This is a genomic window from Paenibacillus sp. NPDC058177 (genome assembly GCF_042883835.1).
GTDB classification, from domain to species: domain Bacteria; phylum Bacillota; class Bacilli; order Paenibacillales; family Paenibacillaceae; genus Paenibacillus_AQ; species Paenibacillus_AQ agri.
Genome location: NZ_JBHVVB010000001.1, coordinates 984,131 through 1,003,055, shown reverse-complemented (window position 1 = coordinate 1,003,055; position 18,925 = coordinate 984,131). Strand labels below are relative to the sequence as shown.

At 41.7% G+C, this 18,925-nt stretch carries 20 protein-coding genes and 1 pseudogene; 17 read left to right on the top strand and 4 right to left on the bottom strand.

Translation table 11 applies throughout. The features are described from left to right. The first annotated feature begins 47 nt into the window (after nucleotides 1-47). The 6 genes and pseudogenes from wrbA to ACFVU8_RS04745 form a co-directional block, all read left to right on the top strand. A complete protein-coding gene (gene wrbA, locus ACFVU8_RS04770) occupies nucleotides 48-707 on the top strand; it encodes an NAD(P)H:quinone oxidoreductase (protein WP_387426027.1) in 660 nt (219 codons plus the stop codon). A gap of 58 nt (nucleotides 708-765) precedes the next feature. Next, a complete protein-coding gene (locus tag ACFVU8_RS04765; RefSeq protein ID WP_387426026.1) occupies nucleotides 766-1,503 on the top strand; it encodes an SDR family NAD(P)-dependent oxidoreductase in 738 nt (245 codons plus the stop codon). 60 nt (nucleotides 1,504-1,563) lie between these two features. Beyond that, nucleotides 1,564-1,806, top strand: a complete 243-nt coding sequence (locus ACFVU8_RS04760; protein ID WP_387426025.1) for a tautomerase family protein — start codon at nucleotides 1,564-1,566, stop codon at nucleotides 1,804-1,806. Nucleotides 1,807-2,231: 425 nt separating this feature from the next. After that, a complete protein-coding gene (locus ACFVU8_RS04755) occupies nucleotides 2,232-2,564 on the top strand; it encodes an iron-sulfur cluster biosynthesis family protein (RefSeq protein WP_387426024.1) in 333 nt (110 codons plus the stop codon). A gap of 55 nt (nucleotides 2,565-2,619) precedes the next feature. Further along, complete coding sequence (locus ACFVU8_RS04750) at nucleotides 2,620-3,141, top strand: alpha/beta fold hydrolase (RefSeq protein WP_387426023.1); 522 nt, start codon at nucleotides 2,620-2,622, stop codon at nucleotides 3,139-3,141. Between the two features lie 633 nt (nucleotides 3,142-3,774). Beyond that, nucleotides 3,775-3,882: pseudogene (locus ACFVU8_RS04745) on the top strand (MarR family winged helix-turn-helix transcriptional regulator); the annotation flags it as partial. Between the two features lie 266 nt (nucleotides 3,883-4,148). Here ACFVU8_RS04745 and msrA read toward each other — a convergent pair. Further along, the gene (gene msrA, locus ACFVU8_RS04740) at nucleotides 4,149-4,655 is read right to left on the bottom strand and encodes a peptide-methionine (S)-S-oxide reductase MsrA (protein ID WP_387426022.1); all 507 of its coding nucleotides are present in this window, start codon (nucleotides 4,653-4,655) and stop codon (nucleotides 4,149-4,151) included. A gap of 149 nt (nucleotides 4,656-4,804) precedes the next feature. Here msrA and ACFVU8_RS04735 point away from each other — a divergent pair, with 149 nt between their 5' ends. The 10 genes from ACFVU8_RS04735 to ACFVU8_RS04690 all read left to right on the top strand — a co-directional run bounded on the left by ACFVU8_RS04735 (nucleotide 4,805) and on the right by ACFVU8_RS04690 (nucleotide 15,057). Then, a complete protein-coding gene (locus ACFVU8_RS04735) occupies nucleotides 4,805-6,463 on the top strand; it encodes a peptide ABC transporter substrate-binding protein (RefSeq protein ID WP_387426021.1) in 1,659 nt (552 codons plus the stop codon). Between the two features lie 72 nt (nucleotides 6,464-6,535). After that, the gene (locus ACFVU8_RS04730) at nucleotides 6,536-7,471 is read left to right on the top strand and encodes an ABC transporter permease (protein ID WP_387426020.1); all 936 of its coding nucleotides are present in this window, start codon (nucleotides 6,536-6,538) and stop codon (nucleotides 7,469-7,471) included. Next, nucleotides 7,471-8,466 carry an oligopeptide ABC transporter permease gene (gene opp3C / locus ACFVU8_RS04725; RefSeq protein ID WP_387426019.1) on the top strand — a complete coding sequence of 332 codons (996 nt, stop codon included), beginning with the start codon at nucleotides 7,471-7,473 and terminating at the stop codon, nucleotides 8,464-8,466. The genes ACFVU8_RS04730 and opp3C overlap by 1 nt, the downstream gene beginning before the upstream one ends. Nucleotides 8,467-8,474: 8 nt before the next feature. Beyond that, nucleotides 8,475-9,527 (top strand): ABC transporter ATP-binding protein, encoded by a 1,053-nt coding sequence (locus ACFVU8_RS04720; RefSeq protein WP_387426018.1) that lies wholly within the window; start codon nucleotides 8,475-8,477, stop codon nucleotides 9,525-9,527. 4 nt (nucleotides 9,528-9,531) lie between these two features. Continuing rightward, nucleotides 9,532-10,479: an ATP-binding cassette domain-containing protein gene (locus tag ACFVU8_RS04715; protein ID WP_387426017.1), complete on the top strand. Its 948-nt coding sequence runs from the start codon at nucleotides 9,532-9,534 to the stop codon at nucleotides 10,477-10,479. A gap of 578 nt (nucleotides 10,480-11,057) precedes the next feature. Continuing rightward, nucleotides 11,058-11,672, top strand: a complete 615-nt coding sequence (locus ACFVU8_RS04710; protein ID WP_387426016.1) for a cysteine hydrolase family protein — start codon at nucleotides 11,058-11,060, stop codon at nucleotides 11,670-11,672. A 30-nt stretch (nucleotides 11,673-11,702) separates the two neighbouring features. Continuing rightward, nucleotides 11,703-12,662, top strand: a complete 960-nt coding sequence (locus ACFVU8_RS04705; protein WP_387426015.1) for an aldo/keto reductase — start codon at nucleotides 11,703-11,705, stop codon at nucleotides 12,660-12,662. A 15-nt stretch (nucleotides 12,663-12,677) separates the two neighbouring features. Beyond that, complete coding sequence (locus tag ACFVU8_RS04700) at nucleotides 12,678-13,109, top strand: organic hydroperoxide resistance protein (RefSeq protein ID WP_387426014.1); 432 nt, start codon at nucleotides 12,678-12,680, stop codon at nucleotides 13,107-13,109. A gap of 236 nt (nucleotides 13,110-13,345) precedes the next feature. Continuing rightward, complete coding sequence (locus tag ACFVU8_RS04695; RefSeq protein ID WP_387426013.1) at nucleotides 13,346-14,617, top strand: MFS transporter; 1,272 nt, start codon at nucleotides 13,346-13,348, stop codon at nucleotides 14,615-14,617. Next, complete coding sequence (locus ACFVU8_RS04690) at nucleotides 14,608-15,057, top strand: enoyl-CoA hydratase/isomerase family protein (protein ID WP_387427199.1); 450 nt, start codon at nucleotides 14,608-14,610, stop codon at nucleotides 15,055-15,057. The genes ACFVU8_RS04695 and ACFVU8_RS04690 overlap by 10 nt, the downstream gene beginning before the upstream one ends. Nucleotides 15,058-15,207: 150 nt before the next feature. Here ACFVU8_RS04690 and ACFVU8_RS04685 read toward each other — a convergent pair whose 3' ends face one another. From ACFVU8_RS04685 to ACFVU8_RS04675, 3 genes are read right to left on the bottom strand one after another with little or no spacing between them, the layout of a single operon-like run. Further along, a complete protein-coding gene (locus tag ACFVU8_RS04685; RefSeq protein ID WP_387426012.1) occupies nucleotides 15,208-15,933 on the bottom strand; it encodes an SDR family oxidoreductase in 726 nt (241 codons plus the stop codon). 47 nt (nucleotides 15,934-15,980) lie between these two features. Next, nucleotides 15,981-16,628 carry an SDR family NAD(P)-dependent oxidoreductase gene (locus tag ACFVU8_RS04680; RefSeq protein WP_387426011.1) on the bottom strand — a complete coding sequence of 216 codons (648 nt, stop codon included), beginning with the start codon at nucleotides 16,626-16,628 and terminating at the stop codon, nucleotides 15,981-15,983. Nucleotides 16,629-16,680: 52 nt separating this feature from the next. Then, on the bottom strand, nucleotides 16,681-17,694 hold the full coding sequence (locus ACFVU8_RS04675; protein WP_387426010.1) for a zinc-dependent alcohol dehydrogenase family protein: 1,014 nt from the start codon (nucleotides 17,692-17,694) through the stop codon (nucleotides 16,681-16,683). A gap of 148 nt (nucleotides 17,695-17,842) precedes the next feature. Here ACFVU8_RS04675 and ACFVU8_RS04670 point away from each other — a divergent pair, with 148 nt between their 5' ends. Further along, on the top strand, nucleotides 17,843-18,766 hold the full coding sequence (locus tag ACFVU8_RS04670) for a LysR family transcriptional regulator (protein ID WP_387426009.1): 924 nt from the start codon (nucleotides 17,843-17,845) through the stop codon (nucleotides 18,764-18,766). Nucleotides 18,767-18,925: the final 159 nt, after the last annotated feature.

The following is an 18,925-nucleotide window of genomic DNA, read 5'->3' as shown; positions in this document are numbered from 1 at the left end:
ATGAATCAGTTTTTCAAAGATCATATTAAAATTTGGAGCGATAAAACATGAGTTTATTTAAAAAGCTATTTAAAAAGGAGACTACACAAATGTCGAAAAAAGTGAATTTAGCGGTTATCTATTACAGTTCAAATGGTACAAATTTTCAATTGGCTCAATGGGCAGCAGAAGGTGGTCGTAAAGCAGGGGCAGATGTAAAAATCCTAAAAGTAGCGGAAACTGCGCCGCAATCTGCAATTGATAGTAGCCCATCATGGAAATCACATCTTGAAGCAACAAAAAACGTTCCTACTGCATCTTTAGAAGACTTGGAGTGGGCAGATGCGATCATCTTTAGCATGCCTACTCGATTTGGTAATCTTCCAGCCCAAATGAAGCAATTCCTTGATACAGCAGGCGGACTTTGGGCTCAAGGCAAAACGGTGAATAAGGTAGTTAGTGGAATGACTTCCGCTCAAAATCCAAATGCTGGACAAGAGCAGACGATTCTTCAGCTATACACTTCAATGTATCACTGGGGGGCAATTGTCGCAGCTCCAGGATTTACTGACCCTTCTGTTTTTGTGGGTGGGGGTAATCCATACGGTACAAGTGTAACAGTGGATCAAAACGGGGCTTTGAAAGAAGACGTTCGAGCTGCCGCGGAACATCAAGCAAAACGTGCTGTAACAATTGCAGAATGGGTTAAAAGTGGCTTGGCACAATAAAGCAATTCTTTGATGCGGTTTATTCTTCATAAATAAAACATCAAAAGGAGTAATACAAATGGGTATTCAAGGGAAAGTATTTGTAATAACTGGTGGAAGCAGCGGCCTTGGGAAGGCAATGGCAATTGAGATGGTGAAGCAAGGAGCTAATGTCGTTATCAACGGTCGTCGAGAACAAGCACTAGCTGAGGTTGCAAAAGAAATTGATCCTACAGGAAAGCAAGTACGGTTTGTTGCTGGGGATATTGCAGATCCTAAGGTTGCACAGCAATTAATCGATGACAGTTTGACTCATTTTGGACGTATCGATACATTGGTTAATAATGCCGGGATATTCTTGGCCAAGCCTTTTACAGAGTACACAGAAGAGGATTTTGCAAAGTATTTATCCACTAATGTTGTTGGATTCTTCCATGTTACGCAACGAGTGGTGGATCAGATGCTGAAACAAGGGACAGGACATATTGTTACCATTACGACGAGTCTAGTAGACCAACCATCTGCTGCGGTTCCTTCCGTACTGGCTTCCCTGACAAAGGGCGGTTTGAAATCTGCAACGAAATCATTAGCTATTGAATATGCTTCTCGTGGCATTCGAGTAAATGCAGTCTCGCCTGGGGTTATTAAAACACCGATGCATTCCGTCGAATCCCACGAAGCCCTTGCTAAGTTACATCCACTGGGACGTATGGGTGAGGCGCATGAAATTGTGGATGCCGTTTTATACTTGGATTCGGCTGAATTTATAACCGGTGAGACAATTCATGTTGATGGCGGTCAGAATGCTGGTCGCTAATCAAATATTATAGTCTTCGCGAGCAACTAAATAATTCTAATGGGATAGGGGAGGATTTCGATGCCGATTGTTACAATTCAAGTAACCCGTGAGGGTACTACGCCTGATCATCAATCTGTCACTGCAGAAGAAAAAGCGAAGCTTATTAAAGGGGTTAGTGAGCTTTTACTTGATGTTCTGAACAAACCGCTAGAATCAACTTTTGTAGTTGTTGAAGAGGTTGACACCGAGAATTGGGGCTGGGGTGGGCTGCCTGTATTAGAATATCGTCAACAGCTTGCCGGCAGAAAGAAGGATCTATAAGGTTCTGCTTCACATCAGTGTTTTTTATAATTGACATCTACAGCGGTGTCCAGCGATGGTATTGAGATCGGAATGACTTTAGATTTAAGAACGATCGATCAAGATTGTTTTCGATCGTTCTTAAATTGATAATTATAATTTTTAACTAGAGTGCAAGATGGCTAAGTCCAAGTAATCCGATGAAAATTTCATTATGCTTAAAGCCATGCTTTTATTTGGGAACAAGGCTATACCATTCTTCCATATCCACTAAACTTAGGTATATTGGATACAGATACTTGATATCTCATTTCTGTATTATGCATGATTACTAGAACGATGTATTATCAGAGAATGCATAAAACCTTATTTACTCAATTCTCAGACGAGTATTGTTTTAAAATGACGAATTCAAAAGTGTAGATAACGGAAGTGGGGACTTGAAGATGATAATTTATATTGATACTTACACGGAGGAGAAGCTGGCGGAAAGTTTAGGAGAGTCCCCGGGTTACTTTAAACTTTTCTATGATACCGAAGATTGCGGGTGTAACGGAGTGCTCGCTATCGAAATTCTTGACCAACCACTTAAAACTGACATTGCTGTTATGGTGAAATCCTTTACTTTCTTGTTAGACATGCAGCAGGAAAGTTTGTTTGACAATGCATTGAAGCTAGAAGCGGATCGAGGATATCCGTCGTTCAAGGTGATCAGTGATTCGGCATTATACAGTACCAATGTTAGAATTAAAGACGGTAGAGGACACGCCGTTAAATAAGTGTCTGCAAATGAAAGGGTGAGTATATTTGGACAGTAGGAAATAACTTTGTTAAATGGGAGGTTATTATATCACCACTTATCATTCAATGGAGTTAGATGGATTAGAAGTGTTTTATCGTAAAGCTGGTGATCCAGATAAACCAGTCATTCTATTGCTTCATGGTCTATTACTCCATGGCTTTCCTTCTGCTAATCATACGTTCAGAGCACTAATCCCTGAGTTAGAGAAAGATTATTATGTCATTGCTCCTGACTATCCGGGGTTCGGGAATACATTATCCCCTGACGAAGAAGATTTTCAGTATACATTTGACCATATTACTGAAGTCATTGAGTCTTTTATCGATAAACTAATGCTGACTAAATATACGCTATATGTCTTTGATTATGGAGTTCCTATTGGTTTTCGTATCGCCATGCATCGTCCAGAGCATGTAACCGCAATAATAAGTCAAAATAGAAACCAACATTTGCACCTAACACGATCAAGAAACAATATATTCAAGGAACATCAATTAGAAGGATATGAGAGGGGACGGGATTTTACCTATACTTCGACATTTATTCTAAACTGATGCTCAAAGGATTGGTGACGCTATATTATTTAGTGCTCTATGGGAAAGTTGCTGATATTTAGCGGCTTTTTTTATTTTATAGGGAATAAATCGTTAATTAGGAGATTTTATTATTAAGCGGAACTTTCATTACGGGGGGAAATATTGACTTGTATTTTTTCGGTCCATAATGAATGCAATTACTGACCTTAAGTTCGGGTATGGCGACCTGATAGCCAGGCAACTCATAAATTAGAATGATGCAGCTTTTTCAACCTCACTATCAGTATTCGCCTTGTAGAGCCCAAAAAGATTTTGTAGTCGCCAATGTCTAATTGATATACGACAGGCAAACTTGGCATATGTGGGAAAGTATACATATCGTCACCAACATAAAGTTGTCTAGATCGCCGATTTTAAAGTCATCCTTGCTGAGGAGGTAGATATGAGCTTGAGAGGTTGACAAAAAAATATCCTAACACTAGAATAACTAATAATAGATTAACTAATATTAGGATAATATTTAAGAGAGTAAGGAGGAATGAATTTGACTGAACAAGATGCAGAAAGAGAGGAACTTAATTTAAAGCTGGTACGCTAAAGGAGTTGTACGCAAGCTTAGAACGTGACATTGACAGCTATGGTCTTAGTATAGAAACCTTTCAAATTTTAGAACTTCTTTATAATAGAGGGCCGCAGCCTATTCAGAAAATAAGCGATACCTTCTCGATTCCAAGCGGGAGTATCACCTACGTGGTGGACAATAGGCCAATTGTATTGTTCATATTTGGATTAGCAATATTAAGGCGATCCCCTATTACTTGAGGGGGAGCTCGAAATCCTGGCGAGATGTACGTATGTCTGGACAGTTAAGGGGACTTTCAGTGGGGTGAAGCAGTGGCTTCTCCTTTTGTGGCTCCAGTCAAAATGTGCGTTCGAATTTCCGTGCTATCTATTAACAAGGTCCCTGAGAGAGTTCAATGAATCTGTAGGGACCTTTATTTTAGTCTAGATGCTTTGCCTCAGCCTTATTTCTTTTCGTCTTCTTGAATCAGGTTAAAATCAACGTGACAATGAGCGCTCGGGTTGTTGGCCAGATACGCTTGGTGTCTCGCTTCTGCAATTTGAAAATGATGGAGATTACGTCCTTGCACTTGAATGCGTTCAGAATACTGCGAAGTTTTTGAAGCAATAAAATTTTCGATAATCAATTTATCGGACAGCTGCTCATAGAAGATTCCCGTTCGATAGTGAAGCCCTTGATCTTCTCCCTGTCTATCGTAAGAGGTGGGGTCAACGATGCGGAAGAGATGATCCATAATTTTTTCGAAGGTAATTACAGAAGAATCATAGGTTAGCATGACTGCTTCAATCAAGTTGTCAATGTTGTCGGAACCTACAAAAGTTGCATCTTCATGTGCAAACCCAACTTGGGTATCCACAATTCCTTTCAGGCGGCGATAGTATTCCTCTACTCCCCAGAAGCAGCCTCCTGCAACCGTTGCTGTTTTAAGTTCACTGTTTGTGGTGTTCATAATCAATCTCCTTTACTTCTTCATTAAAGAGTATAATAACACATTTAGTAAAATTAAACCACAGTATTCACATTAATCATATATGAATAGTTTACATTAAATTAAATTGTATGTATACTAAGTTTTACTATCTATGAAGGAGCGCAAAAATGAAAAATAAAATCAAGTTTATCAGTTTTGCTTTGGCTACAATGCTACTATTTACAGGATGCAGTTCTAGTAACAACAAAAATTCGCAAAGTATTGAAGCTTCCGGGAGTGGTGAAAAAGTCGTTACGTTTGCAAAAGACGTAGATATTATCAGTTTAGATACAAGTCTTGCTTCCGACGGCTTTTCTCTTGAAATGATTGAGACGTTTACCGATGGGCTGGTCGATTACGATAAAAGCGGTAACATCATTCCACGGATAGCAACCGAATGGAGCAAAAACGATAGTGGTACTGTTTATAAATTTAATTTACGTAAAGATGCGAAATGGTCGAATGGAGACCCTGTTACCGCAAAGGATTTCGTTTATTCTTGGCGCAGAGCTGTTGATCCGGCAACCGCCAGTGAGTATGCAGGATTCGTAGCGGATTCCGGCATTAAGAATGCGGCTGATATTACCTCTGGTAAACGCGCCATTGAAGATTTAGGTGTTAAAGCGCTGGATGACAATACGTTAGAAGTTACGCTTGAAACGGCCGTTCCTTATTTTATTAAATTTTTGCCCGTGCCGATCTTTAACCCTTTGAACGAAAAGTTCGTGAAGGAACAAGGCGATAAATACGCGCAAGAGCCGAAAAACTTGCTGTCCAACGGTCCGTTCATCTTCTCCGAATGGAATAAATTGAACAGTTGGAAAATCGTTAAAAACCCGACGTATTATGCTGCTAATGAAATCAAAGTCGATGAGGTCGATTTTGTTAAACGTCAAGACTATTCAGTAGCGGCGTTGGAATTTGAAAAAGGAAATATCGACGTAACGAAAATCTCTTCGGAGCTTGTACCTAGATATGCCAACAATAAGGGATTTACAAGCGTATTGTCCGGTTATGTATGGTATCTATCACCGAATAATCAATTTGAATCCCTTAAGAACAAAAATTTAAGACTAGCACTCGGTTACGCTATTGACAGAGATCATATTGCCAATGACATATTGAAAGACGGATCCGAAGCAGCAGATTACATTGTACCTAAAGGATTATCTACGGATGCAGAGGGAAAAGACTTCCGTGAAACTTCTTCTACTTTTCAAACTTATAATATCGACAAAGCGAATGAATATTTAGCTAAGGCCAAACAAGAGTTAGGCGTAACTAATCTGACTCTTGAATTGCTCATCGAGGATTCGAGCACGGTTAAGAAAACGGCAGAAGCGATCCAAGCTGATTTGCAAGCTTTAGAGGGGATTACGATAAATATCGTAACCGTAACGAAAGCAGAACGTCTGAAACGAATGAAAACGGATGATTACCAGCTCGGATTGACCAGATGGGGTCCGAACTATGGAGATCCTTATGATTATCTCGGAACGTTGTTCCTCTCGACATCCAACTTCAATTATCCGAAGTTCAATAATCCAGCTTATGATGAGCTGTTGAAGAAAACAGCTCCAGGCGGACAATTCGCTAAAGATGATGCTAGTCGTTGGAGCGCGTTTAAAGAAGCAGAGAAACTATTGTTACAAGATGAAGGCGGGGCTTTACCTGTATATCAAGCCGGTGAAGCGATGCTGATTAATCCTAATGTGCAAGGCGTGGAATACTTCGTTGTCGGTGGACTTATCTCTTACCGGAATCTTTCAATTCAAAATGACAAGTAAGTAATTTCTGCAATTGCATAGTAAGAAACAAAGAGCGCTATGCGCTCTTTTGTCTGCGAAGGGGAGAAATTCATGGCAACGTTTATCTTAAAGCGTATATTCTGGGCTGTCATTACATTGGTCGTTATTCTTTTCGTTCTCTTCCTTCTTCTGGAATTCATACCAGGATCACCATTCAATGACGAGCGGTTAACGGTTGACCAAGTCACCGTATTACGTGAGCACTATGGTTTTAATAAGCCTTTTTTTGAAAAGGCAGCGATTTTTTTCATGAACGCCCTTAGAGGAGACTTCGGAATATCCTATTCGATTATCAAAAACCAACCTGTAGCTGATTTAGTTTGGTCGGAATTGGGTGTATCGATCCGAATTGGGTTGCAGACGATGGTCGTAGGCAGTTTTTTAGGCTTAATTCTGGGTATTATAGCCGTGACCCAATACAATACTTGGAAAGACAATGTGGCCACGATTATTTCCGTACTGGGCGTGAGTGTTCCATCCTATGTTTTTGCGTTACTGCTCAGTTATTTTGTTGGATATAAACTAGGATGGGCTGATATTACTTACTCCATCGACCATCCGTATAGCTCCTCAGTTCTTCCGACGATTGCTTTGTCGATGTTTGTTATCTCGCAAATAGCCCGCTTCCTTAGAACGGAGCTCATTGAGGTGCTGCAAACCGATTACATTCAACTTGCCAGAGCAAAAGGGGTTCGAGCTAATCAAATTATTTATAAGCATGGTTTGCGAAATGCTCTAATCTCTGTCATTACTATTACAGGCCCTTTAATGGTTAACCTCATGACCGGTTCGCTTGTTGTTGAGAAGGTGTTTGGCATACCTGGTATTGGAAGCTTGTTGGTTAATGCAATACAAGTAAAGGATTATAATGTCATTGTCATGATCGCATTCGTCTATAGCGCATTTTATATTTTTGTTAACTTATTGGTTGATATCTTATATGGAATCATCGATCCAAGGATTCGCGTAGAAAAAGGAGGTTCATAATGTCGACAAATCCGTTCAAATTGAATAAAAGCAATAATCACATGGAACAAGAAGTGATTCAAGGCGAGGACCCTGGCTCTCTGAAAGAGGCGGTTGCACGGTTCAGTAAAAATAAGGGAGCGGTTGTTGGTTTTATCGTCATTGTGATCATCTTATTGTTTGCTTTAATCGCCCCCCTTGTCAGTGGTACGACGTATGATCATGTCGAGAAAAGCCAATTAAATCTACCTCCAAGAATTCCCGTCATCGAAAAACTAGGGATCTTCGATGGTAAAATAAATGGTTTCGATATGTATAAGAGTGATTCACTGAAGGATGTGTATCGTTGGTTCGGCAGTGATAGTTTAGGTCGTGATCTGTGGACCCGGGTGTGGAAAGGAACTCAAATTTCCTTTCTCATTGCGCTTATTGCAGCTGTAATTGATGTCATTATTGGAATTACCTATGGTCTTATCTCTGCTTATTATGGCGGTAAGGTGGATACGGTAATGCAGCGGTTCATAGAAATTCTCAGTGGCATACCTAACCTGGTAGTCGTTATTATTTTTATGGTCATATTCAAGCCTGGGATTCTCACCATCATACTGGCGCTGATGATAACCGGCTGGACCGGAATGAGCCGAGTCGTTCGTTCGCAAGTGTTAGCGCTGAAGGAGCAGGAGTTTGTACTAGCGGCGAAGACACTAGGGGCTTCCCATATCAAGATTATGATGAAAGAATTGTTGCCCAACATTGTGGGTCAGATCTTAGTCGTGTCGATGTTTTCCATACCTAGCGCGATCTTTTATGAATCTTTCTTAGCGTTTGTCGGCCTTGGACTGCAGCCTCCTCAAGCGTCACTTGGCGTGTTGATTAGTTCAGGATATGAGAGCATGCTGACACAACCGTATATTATCATTTTCCCTGTTATCGTATTATCACTGTTAATGATTAGCTTTAATTTAATAGCAGATGGCCTTCGCGATGCGTTGGATCCCAAGATGAAAGGGTTTTAGGTGATAAGATGGATAATACGAATTTATTAGAAGTTCAAAACTTAAAGCTTAAATTCAAAACGCGCCAAGGCTATAATCATGTGATTAGGGACGTTTCTTTCTACTTAGAACGTGGAGAGACATTGGCCATTGTAGGCGAAAGTGGCTGCGGGAAGTCACTAACGACCAAAGTGATATTAGGACTTGTTGGTAAAAATGCCGAGATCGAAGGAAGTATTCATTTTAACAAAGATGGTAAAGTTGTTGATTTAACAAAACTAAGTGAAAAACAATTCGAAACTACGATTCGCGGCTGTAAAATAGCGATTATTTTTCAAGATCCGATGACCTGCTTAAATCCCACAACGACAGTGGGGGAGCAGATCATGGAGAGCATGCTCATTCACAGAAAGGTTACATCTAAAAAGGAAGCACATGCCCGCACGTTGGAACTTTTGGAGCTAGTTGGAATTGAAAATCCTGTTAAGCGGATTAAACAATACCCTCACCAACTATCGGGTGGTATGAGGCAGCGCATTGTGATTGCTATTGCACTTGCATGTGAACCTGATTTATTGATTGCGGATGAGCCAACAACGGCACTAGATGTGACGATTCAGGCTCAGATTATCGATTTAATTAAAGAAATTCAACAACGTACTGGCGTTGCCATTATATTTATTACCCATGACTTAGGGGTTGTGGCGAATATTGCCGATCGTGTTGCGGTTATGTATGCAGGACAAATAGTTGAAGAGGGCAAGTCAGATGAAGTCTTCTATGACCCTAGGCATCCGTATACTTGGGGGCTGCTTTCTTCCATACCTACGTTGTCGGACAACTTGAATGAAAAGTTATATTCGATTCCAGGATCCCCGCCGAATTTAATTAACCCTCCTAAAGGTGATGCGTTTGCCTATCGGAGCGAGTATGCACTTGATATTGATTTCATAGAGGAACCTCCATACTTTCAAGTGACGACAACACATCGTGTGAAAAGCTGGCTATTAGATGAAAGAGCCCCTACAGTCAAAATACCTGAAATCCTCGCACAGAGGCTAGCCTTATTAAAGGAAGGATGAGGACATGAGTCGCAAGAAGGTTCTTTCCGTTCGCAATTTACATCTGCATTTTAGAGTGAATCGCAAAACGACGGTTCGCGCCGTTAATGGCGTATCTTTTGATGTTTTTGAAGGTGAAACCTTCAGCATCGTTGGTGAAAGTGGAAGTGGTAAGAGCACGCTGGCGCGCGCCTTGATCCGAATCTATGACTACCAACAAGGGGAAGTCACCTTTCTGGACGAGAAAATATCGGGTCGTCTAAAAAAGGATACAGAGAAGTTTCTTAGACGAAATATGCAGATGATTTTCCAAGATCCAATGGCCTCGCTGAATCCAAGGAAAAATGTGTTGGATATTGTGGCGTTTGGTTTGGATGTTAATCAAATGAGCCAGTCATCGGAAGATAGAAAGCAGCGCGTAGTAAACGTATTGGAAAGCGTGGGGTTGTCAGGGGCGCTTGTTAATCGGTTTCCTCATCAATTCTCAGGCGGACAACGACAACGGATTGGTATTGCGAGAGCCCTTGTAGTGGAACCAAAGTTTATAATTGCAGATGAAATTATTTCAGCTTTGGATGTATCCATCCAAGCACAAGTCGTAAATCTCATGAAAAACCTACAGAAGCAGTACAATTTGACCTATATGTTCATTGCCCATGATTTATCGATGGTAAGGTCAATTTCGGATAGAGTGGCCGTAATGCACTTAGGTCATATTGTTGAACTCGGGACAGTGAAGGATATCTATGAAAATCCGATCCATCCTTATACCAAGTCATTGTTATCCTCTATTCCAACTCCCGATCCATTTCGTGAAAAGACAAGAATTCGCCAGCTTTATAATAAACACGATATTGTTTACAATGAGGCTATCATTCATCAATTGAGTGACACACATCAGGTGCTTGCGTCAGAGAATCATTTGAAACTATGGAAAGAAAACCATTATGGGGAATATTTAAAAGAACTATAACAAGGTTAATAGCAGCTAGAATCATAAGACGACCGTAAAAAGACTGTCATCCAACTCTGGTGAGGAGTAATGAGAACAGTCTTTTTGCGGATTCATATCAAATTAGAGTTTGAAACCATAAGGTTGTTGCTCGGCTTTATGCAGAAGTTTATGTGCGTGTTGCCGTATTTTATCAAGCAAAGGAAAATTCCAGTTAATTAGCATCACTTATTTGAGAACGATCAGTAAATTTTATTCTTGACTGATCGTTCTTAATATGTTAAATTTGCTTTGAAAGGAGGAGAAAGATAGTCAGGTCAAAGAAGTTTTATGAAGAGGTCGTTTTAATAAGTTATGTTCCATATGGCTGGCCTTTCTGCCAAAGAAGCAATTCGAATGTTGTTTAAAAGCGAAATCCATCTAGGAAAAAGGTCAAGATGCTCGACGCGGAATGTCTTTCTCAAAATTTTCACCATGCTCGTATACGAATTCGCGTTATGGTAAAAAATACATTGGACAGAGAAAATGACGTTAATATTATTGAAATAAATCTGTCTCTATTCAATTAAATCTGATATATCAGAAGGGGATTTTAGTCCATGACAAAATTATACGATCAAACAAAAACAGGGCTCCTTTTGGTTGACCCTTACAATGATTTCTTATCACCTGAAGGTAAGAGTTTCCCCCGTGCTAAAGAAGTAGCAGACTCCGTCAACTTGCTCGAACATTTAAAAGAAATCGTTAACGCTGTTCGAGAAGCCGGCATTCAAGTTTTCTTTGTTCCTCACCACAGATCTGAACCCGATGATTTTGAAAATTGGTTGTACCCAACACCTTATCAGCTTGGTGTTAAAGAAAGACAGACATTTGCTAAAGGCTCATGGGGCGGGGAATTCCATTCGGATTTTCAACCTCAGAAGGGTGATGTAATTATTAAAGAGCACTGGGGCAGCAGCGGATTCGCAAACACTGACCTGGATCATCAACTTAAAATGCATGGTGTACAAAAGATAATCGTCGTAGGTTTGTTGGCTAATACGTGCATCGAAGCGACAGCACGCTTTGGCATGGAGCTTGGTTATCATGTCACACTTGTAAAAGATGCCACAGCTGCTTTCAGTAAAGAGGCTATGCGTGTCGCGCATGAAATTAATGGCCCTACCTTTGCACATGCCATTTTAACAACAAAAGAACTTCTTGCTGAGATGTAAAGCTTATAGAAGAAAGGGGAGGGATGTACCATGAAAACCGTTCAGTTAAAAAACACCCATATTCCGGCTGTAGCCCTAGGTACCTGGTCTTGGGGAACCGGCGCCAACGGAGGGGATGCAATTTTTGGAAATAATCTGATGGACGAGGATCTAAAGCCTATATTTAATGAGGCAATGAATGCCGGATTGAATCTTTGGGACACGGCCGCAGTTTATGGCATGGGCGCTTCGGAAACGATTCTAGGAAAATTCATTCACGGAAGAGATGACGTCCTGATTTCAACGAAATTTACACCAATGGGAGATCAGTCAGACGATGCTGTTGAAGAGTCCTTCGCAGGAAGCTTAAAGCGCCTTGGAAAGGATCATGTCGATATTTTATGGATTCACAATCCGAAAAACGTTCGGCGCTGGACTTCCAAACTGATCCCGTTAATGAAAAGCGGAAAGGTCAAATACGTGGGCGTTTCTAATCACAGCTTAGAGGAGATTAAGATCGCCGTGGACATATTGGCACAAGAGGGACTTCAGCTCTCCGCCGTCCAAAACCATTACAGTCTACTTTATCGGTCCTCAGAAGAAGCAGGCATCATTGAGTATTGCAAAGCCAATGACTTGCTATTCTTCTCCTATATGGTATTGGAACAAGGGGCTTTGACCGGTAAATATAGTGCGCAGAATCCTTTTAAGGCTGGAACCCGAAGAGGAGACGCCTTCAATGAAGAGGTATTTGCCAAACTGGAAAATCTGATCGATGTGATGCGAGAAATCGGCTTCCGGTATGAAGTCAATCCTGCTGAAATCGCCATTGCCTGGGCAATTGCTAAGGGAACGGTACCGATTATCGGCGTGACAAAACCATCGCATATCACTAGCGCTATTTCTGCTATTGACGTCAAATTGACGAATAAGGAAATTGAAGATCTGGAACAAGCCGCGAAATCGAGCGATGTGGAAATACGAGGTTCATGGGAAAATAGCATGATCTAAAGGAGGATATTGAAGATGGATAAAATAGAAAAGAAATTGTACACAGCTACTGTGATGGTGGAAGGCGGAAGAGAAGGCAAAGCGGTGTCCAGCGATGGCATCCTTGATATTGACTTAAAGGTTCCCAAGGAAATGGGAGGTCCCGGCGGAGACGGAACCAACCCTGAGCAACTGTTCGCAGCCGGATTTGCCGCATGTTTTGAAGGTGCGCTAGGTGTTGTTCTGAGAAAACATAGAATCAAATCGGAAGGTATAAAAATAACGTCACATGTTACGATCGGCAAGGATGCAAATGACGGCTTTGTCTTGTCAGTAAACATGGACATCGCTATTAAGGGTGTAGAGACGAGCATTGCGAAACAAATCGTCGAGGAAGCTCACGATGTTTGCCCTTATGCCCGAGCAACCCGCGGTAATATCGAAGTCATCACAAATGTGGTGAGTTGATCTTAGAACACGAACAGTAGAGTTTGCGGTGGTTACAAAAATATTGGGGTAGAATGATTTCAAATTTAAGAACGATCATTCGAACACATTTTTGAATGATCGTTCTTAAATTGTTTGTTTTAGAAATGAAGCAATCTACTTGGGAAGTAGAAGTACAATCAACATGATAGGACGGTATTCACATGAAAGATAAGATTGTCATACTGGTCTGGACAATAGGCACGTTCATCGTCATCATGAACACGACAATGTTTAATGTCTCCATTCCAAGCATCATTCGGGATATAGGCGTTTCAGCAGACCTCGGCTCTTGGATTGTTTCCAGCTACTCGATAGGCTACGCCTTGTCAACGGTCATTTATAGCAGGCTTTCCGACACGCTGCCCATTCGAAGATTGTTGTCAGTCGGGCTCACGATACTCGGGCTTTCTTCCGTTTTCGGTATATTCGCGAGCAGTTTTCACACGTTGCTAATAGCGCGGATCGCGCAGTCTGCAGGTGCCGGTTCGATGGCGGGACTCGGTCTCATCATCGCCAGTCGGTATGTTCCTTATGAAAGACGCGGCAGCGCGATTTCTATGATCTCTGCGGGATCTGCTATGGCATTCGGACTCGGGCCAATTATAGGTGGGCTGATCAGCGAGTACATCGGTTGGAACGGATTGTTCGCCATCACTTGCCTCGTGCTTGTACTTCTTCCGATTTTGCTGCGTTTGCTCCCTAAAGAGCAGCCTAAACCATTTAAGTTTGATATCGCAGGTGCTCTATTGACCGTCGTGAATGCCGTGACAATTTTGACTGCCGTATCGCAGCGCTCGATCGTTTGGCTGGGAGTCGGACTGTTATCGATTGCTGTCCATGCTGCCTACCTCAAACGTGCCAAGGCATCCTTCATCAATCCAGCAGTATTGGCTATACCCGCGTATCGGAAATTGCTTATAGTTGGATTCTGCATTTTGTTCATGAATCTCGGTAATCTGTTTTTAATGCCGCTTGCGCTGGCCAACCTGTTCGGCAGATCACCGCTAGAAATCGGTTTTACGATCGCGCCGGGGGCTGTTTTATCCGCTGTTCTCACTAGTTTCGTAGGACGCTGGATCGACCGCTACGGAAATTTCCGGTTCCTGTTAATCGGGCAAGTCATTTTAGCTTTGGTATTAATCGCTATTTGGACGAACCTAGGTGCCTCTTCGGCTGTCATTCTCTTCGGGTATCTATTTTTCTCACCGGCAGTTTCGACCTCATTATCCTCTTTAAATAACGAAACATCTCGTATTTTGCCTGCTGAGTTAATCGGCTCAGGTATGGGCTTCATGCAGCTGATTCAATTTTTCGGCGGTTCATTTTCCGTTGCGGTCTGCGGGATGCTGCTTGCTTTTCAAGATAAGGTTTCGCTGGTTCATGCTTATAAAAATGTGTACGTGGTCTTGACTGTGATCAGTATTTGTTCATTAATCGTGCTACTGCGATACTATGTATCCGGTCGTAAACAAGTCCAATCCAATTAAAAAAGGAGTATCAAAAAACGCCGAGAGACGTCGATCTCCCGCCGCTTATTGACTTTACAACACGGCTTTCCAAATCTTCGGTCGTCAGTATCGTTGAAATTCGGGGCCGGATTGGAGGAGTCGGTAGCGAGTTTGCTCTTGCATGCGACATGCGCTTTGCCAGTCTAGAGAAAGCCGTCTTCGGACAGCCGGAACTCGCTGTCGGTATCGTACCGGCCACTGGTGCAATAGAGAGGTTGTCCCGACTATCGGGGCGTGACCTAATCAATCGTATCCGATTACCTGAGTCCCCAGAGTTGCAAGAATCCAGATTCGCATTTATCTCGGGAGCTATGTCCCCGGGCACACTGGAAAAAGTTTCAAAATCGATGACGCTTGGATTTGGGTCACACGGGGATTTTGAGTTTAACTTAGGCCAGCGATTGATGGACGTAAACTAAGAAAACAAAAAGTCTGATCATTTGATCAGACTTTTATTGTTATTTAATTTTCAATTCAGTAGCATTGAGTACGTTTGATATTGTTCAAACCAACTCCAGCCTTACATAGACAATAGGGGATGTTCCAATAACAGAACCCCTCGACTCGGCTTACCAGGGAAGCTTGCCGTATTCATCGAAGTAACCACCGGTAGGCCCTTCTTCAGAAATCGTGGCTAGATCAACGATAATTTTGGCGGCTTGATTCGCCGAACGAAAACCAGCATTTCCGGTTAAATCAGTGGAGGTGGGGCCGGGTTCGACCGCGTTGAATTTCAACGGCGTATTTTTAAATTCTTTTGCAAACATTATTGTTAATGCGTTCACCGCCGCCTTGGAGCTTGAGTAGGCAAGTAAATGAAAATTAGCAAACTGGGACGCCGCATCGCTCAATAACGTCAATGAGCCGACTCCGCTAGAAACATTGACCACTCTGCCAGCCAACGATTTAGTCAGCAAAGGAATCATTGCTTTCGTTACAGCAAACATCCCGAAAAAGTTCGTCTCGAACGTTGTCTTCAGATCGATTAACTCAAGCTGGCTTGGAAAAGTTCCTTGTTCTAATAAAACTCCCGCATTATTGATCAACACGTCCAGCGATCCGAATTGTTCATCTATTGTACGAAATGCAGCATCAATCGTCGCTTGATCCGTCACGTCTAGTACAATGTTGGAGGCGCTAATGCCTTCACTTTCCAGTTTCGCTGCCGCTTCCTTGCCTCTGTCCTCGCTGCGCGCACCAACCAAAATCGTGAAGCCTACCGCGCCCAACTGTTGTGCCGTTTCGTACCCTATCCCTTTGTTTGCTCCAGTAATCAGAACAGTCTTCTTCTGCATATGTTTTCCTCTTTCCATTTTTCGGGTAATCGATTAACAATTATGAATTAATAGATTACCTCATGTTGATCACGTTTTTCGAATAGGTCCCAGTATACATTGGCAATTTGTTCTGGATCATAATCAGTTCCAGCTTGAACAACACCTGAAATCGAAACGGTACCTACAAAAATGCCTTCCGGGGCTAATTCGGCTGCTAAAGTTAGGGCCAGATTTCGCATGGCTGCTTTTCCAATAGATAAAGAAGAATAATCTGGAGATGGATGCATAGCAATGCTGCCACCTGTAAATAAAATAGTTCCTTCTTTTCGTTTTCGTTGATCCGGAATGACTTGCAATGCACTTGTTAATGCACCACCTACATCAACACTTAGATTGTTCAACAGTACTTCTGGAGTCAACGTGGTTGGTTTACCTCCAACACGGGTAACAGCATTGTAGACCAGCACATCAGTAACACCGTAAGATTGTTTGATCTGATCAAACGCTTGTTCCAGGGATTCAGCACTTCCGGCATCGGCAGTTATTCCATATGCTTCAATACCTTCAGATCTTAAAGCATCAACGTATGTGTTCAAAGAGTTCAAGCTACGAGAGATAAGAATAATGCGGAAGCCGTTTAATCCGAATTTTTTGGCCACGTGGTTTCCAACACCTGGTCCTGCGCCAACGATTACGGCTAATTTTTTACTCATAAGTGCCTCCTGAATTTTTATTTCCAGAAATCATAAAGAACAAGTTTAATTCTCATTCAAAAGAGATACATATCTTACCGAAATAATCTCCATTTTGTAAAAATTTAAAAGCATCAACTGCCTCTGCGAATGGGAATACACGATCAATAACAGGTCGAAGAACATTATGTTCAATAGCACGGTTCATCGCTTCAAACATTTCGCGACTGCCAGTCCTAACGCCATGAAGGCGTATTTTTCTTGTGAAAATAGGCAAAAGTGAGAGATTTTCAACTACCATACCCGATAAAGCACCAATTAGATTAATTTGTCCATTGGGTCTTACCGCTTCAATTGAACGATTTAAGGTTGAACCGCTAACTTCTATAATAAGATCAGCGCCACGATTGTTTGTATACTCCAAAACGGCTTTCTCCCAATCAGGGTTTGTTTTATAGTTAATGGAATAATTTGCACCTAAAGCCTTGGCTTTCTCAAGTTTATCATCGCTGCTTGAAGTAATAATCACGTTAGCACCTGATATTTTTGCAAATTGCATTGCAAATATGGATACACCACCGGTACCTTGAATAACGACAGTATCTCCAGCTTTAACTTTGCCATCTTTAACTACTGCATGCCAAGCTGTAATTGCGGCGCAAGGTAATGAAGCTGCCTCTACGTAAGATAAATGATCAGGGATGCGAACTAATCCTTCTTGTGGTAATACAACATATTCAGCAAGCATTCCGTCTAATGGTCCACCAAGTTCACCGTCATTATAATCGGGTAACATTTCTCCAGAAATCCATTTTTGATTAAAAATACCGGCAACTCGATCTCCAATTTGAAATTTATCGGCTCCTTCTCCTAAAGCGAAAATTTCCCCAGCTCCATCTGATACCGGGATGAAAGGGGCTGTTGATCCATTATTGAAATAACCATCGAGTGCAAAGATATCTCTGTAATTAAGGGATACTGCTTTCATGCGGATTAGAACTTCGCCTTTACCTGGAGTAGGAATTTGAAGATCAACTTCTTTCAAATAATCAATTCCAAGTCCATCTTTTACAACATATGCTTTCATAGTAATTTCTCCTTTTATGATGATAGCCATTAGAATGGGATGAATAGGGCAAAGGACAAGAAAAGCTAAATAAATCTGGGCTTAACTTTATCATTGACGATTCATAACGTCTAATTGATAATTATTATATAAATAATAAATACTAATTATGAATTTCGAATATGCGGAGGAGAAAATGGAATTAACTCAACTGGAATATTTTCTTACAGTGGCACGTTATCAACACATGACAAGGGCGGCTCAGGCTCTATCCATTACGCAACCGGCACTTAGCCAAGCTATCTCCAAACTGGAGACTGAGCTCGGCGTTCAATTGTTTGAACGAAAAGGCAGGAATGTTCAACTGAGTCGATATGGCAGTTTGTTTTCCCAGAATGTGGAGCGGGCTTTACGGGAGTTGGAACACGGCAAAAAAACGTTGGAGGAATGGACAAACCCTGAGACAGGACTTATTAGCATGGCCTTTCTCAATATTTTGGGAGCTGATCTTGTACCTAAACTGGTGAGAAATTATCAGAATATCTATCCCAAAATCAAATTTGAGCTGGAGCAGGGTAACCATGAGCTTATTAATGATGCGTTAAACCAAGGGAGGTGCGATCTGAGCATCACTTCTTTGAGACCGACGTCCGAAGAGTATAGTTGGATAACTTTAGAAACGGCTCCGCTCTACATTATCGTTTCCAACAATCACAGACTTGCTGGCGCATCATCTCTCAGTATTCATGAGCTGAAGAATGAGAACTATATCGGACTGAAAAGCAGTTGCGGCCTCAAGCTTTTGCTTGAATCCTGCATTATCCGATCTGATGCGGAGCTAACTCAAATTTATGAAGCAGAGGATTTGACTACTGTCACAGGCTTTGTTGCTGCAGGCCTCGGTGTTTCACTGGTGCCCAGAACGGCAGGAATGCGATTAGAGGGATTGTCCTGGGTTCCCATTCAAGAAAAGCATTGGAATTGGGAGGTAGGGCTGCAGTGGCGAACTTCTCAACAGCTATCACCAGCAGTTAAAAAATTTATTGATTATGTAAAAGAGTCATGTGATAAGATTAATGAGTCACTAGCTTAACCAATCGATGGAGCTGGCTGATGCTGTTACGGCTACCTTAGGAATGGATAGCGGAGACCACTGAAAAAGTAGCCTTTTAAAAATCAAATATTATGGGGCAGACATATGTCTCCTGATACGTAAACGAGCCTTAGAATCAATTCTAGAGGCTCGTTTTTT

Coding starts and splice junctions, on each gene's coding strand:
- ACFVU8_RS04715 (WP_387426017.1), top strand. CDS start 9,532: ATGAGTCGCAAGAAGGTTCTTTCCGTTCGCAATTTACATCTGCATTTT.
- ACFVU8_RS04760 (WP_387426025.1), top strand. CDS start 1,564: ATGCCGATTGTTACAATTCAAGTAACCCGTGAGGGTACTACGCCTGAT.
- ACFVU8_RS04765 (WP_387426026.1), top strand. CDS start 766: ATGGGTATTCAAGGGAAAGTATTTGTAATAACTGGTGGAAGCAGCGGC.
- ACFVU8_RS04670 (WP_387426009.1), top strand. CDS start 17,843: ATGAATTTCGAATATGCGGAGGAGAAAATGGAATTAACTCAACTGGAA.
- ACFVU8_RS04710 (WP_387426016.1), top strand. CDS start 11,058: ATGACAAAATTATACGATCAAACAAAAACAGGGCTCCTTTTGGTTGAC.
- ACFVU8_RS04735 (WP_387426021.1), top strand. CDS start 4,805: ATGAAAAATAAAATCAAGTTTATCAGTTTTGCTTTGGCTACAATGCTA.
- ACFVU8_RS04685 (WP_387426012.1), bottom strand. CDS start 15,933: ATGCAGAAGAAGACTGTTCTGATTACTGGAGCAAACAAAGGGATAGGG.
- msrA (WP_387426022.1), bottom strand. CDS start 4,655: ATGAACACCACAAACAGTGAACTTAAAACAGCAACGGTTGCAGGAGGC.
- wrbA (WP_387426027.1), top strand. CDS start 48: ATGAGTTTATTTAAAAAGCTATTTAAAAAGGAGACTACACAAATGTCG.
- ACFVU8_RS04720 (WP_387426018.1), top strand. CDS start 8,475: ATGGATAATACGAATTTATTAGAAGTTCAAAACTTAAAGCTTAAATTC.
- ACFVU8_RS04705 (WP_387426015.1), top strand. CDS start 11,703: ATGAAAACCGTTCAGTTAAAAAACACCCATATTCCGGCTGTAGCCCTA.
- ACFVU8_RS04700 (WP_387426014.1), top strand. CDS start 12,678: ATGGATAAAATAGAAAAGAAATTGTACACAGCTACTGTGATGGTGGAA.
- ACFVU8_RS04675 (WP_387426010.1), bottom strand. CDS start 17,694: ATGAAAGCATATGTTGTAAAAGATGGACTTGGAATTGATTATTTGAAA.
- ACFVU8_RS04755 (WP_387426024.1), top strand. CDS start 2,232: ATGATAATTTATATTGATACTTACACGGAGGAGAAGCTGGCGGAAAGT.
- ACFVU8_RS04750 (WP_387426023.1), top strand. CDS start 2,620: ATGGGAGGTTATTATATCACCACTTATCATTCAATGGAGTTAGATGGA.
- ACFVU8_RS04730 (WP_387426020.1), top strand. CDS start 6,536: ATGGCAACGTTTATCTTAAAGCGTATATTCTGGGCTGTCATTACATTG.
- ACFVU8_RS04680 (WP_387426011.1), bottom strand. CDS start 16,628: ATGAGTAAAAAATTAGCCGTAATCGTTGGCGCAGGACCAGGTGTTGGA.
- ACFVU8_RS04695 (WP_387426013.1), top strand. CDS start 13,346: ATGAACACGACAATGTTTAATGTCTCCATTCCAAGCATCATTCGGGAT.
- opp3C (WP_387426019.1), top strand. CDS start 7,471: ATGTCGACAAATCCGTTCAAATTGAATAAAAGCAATAATCACATGGAA.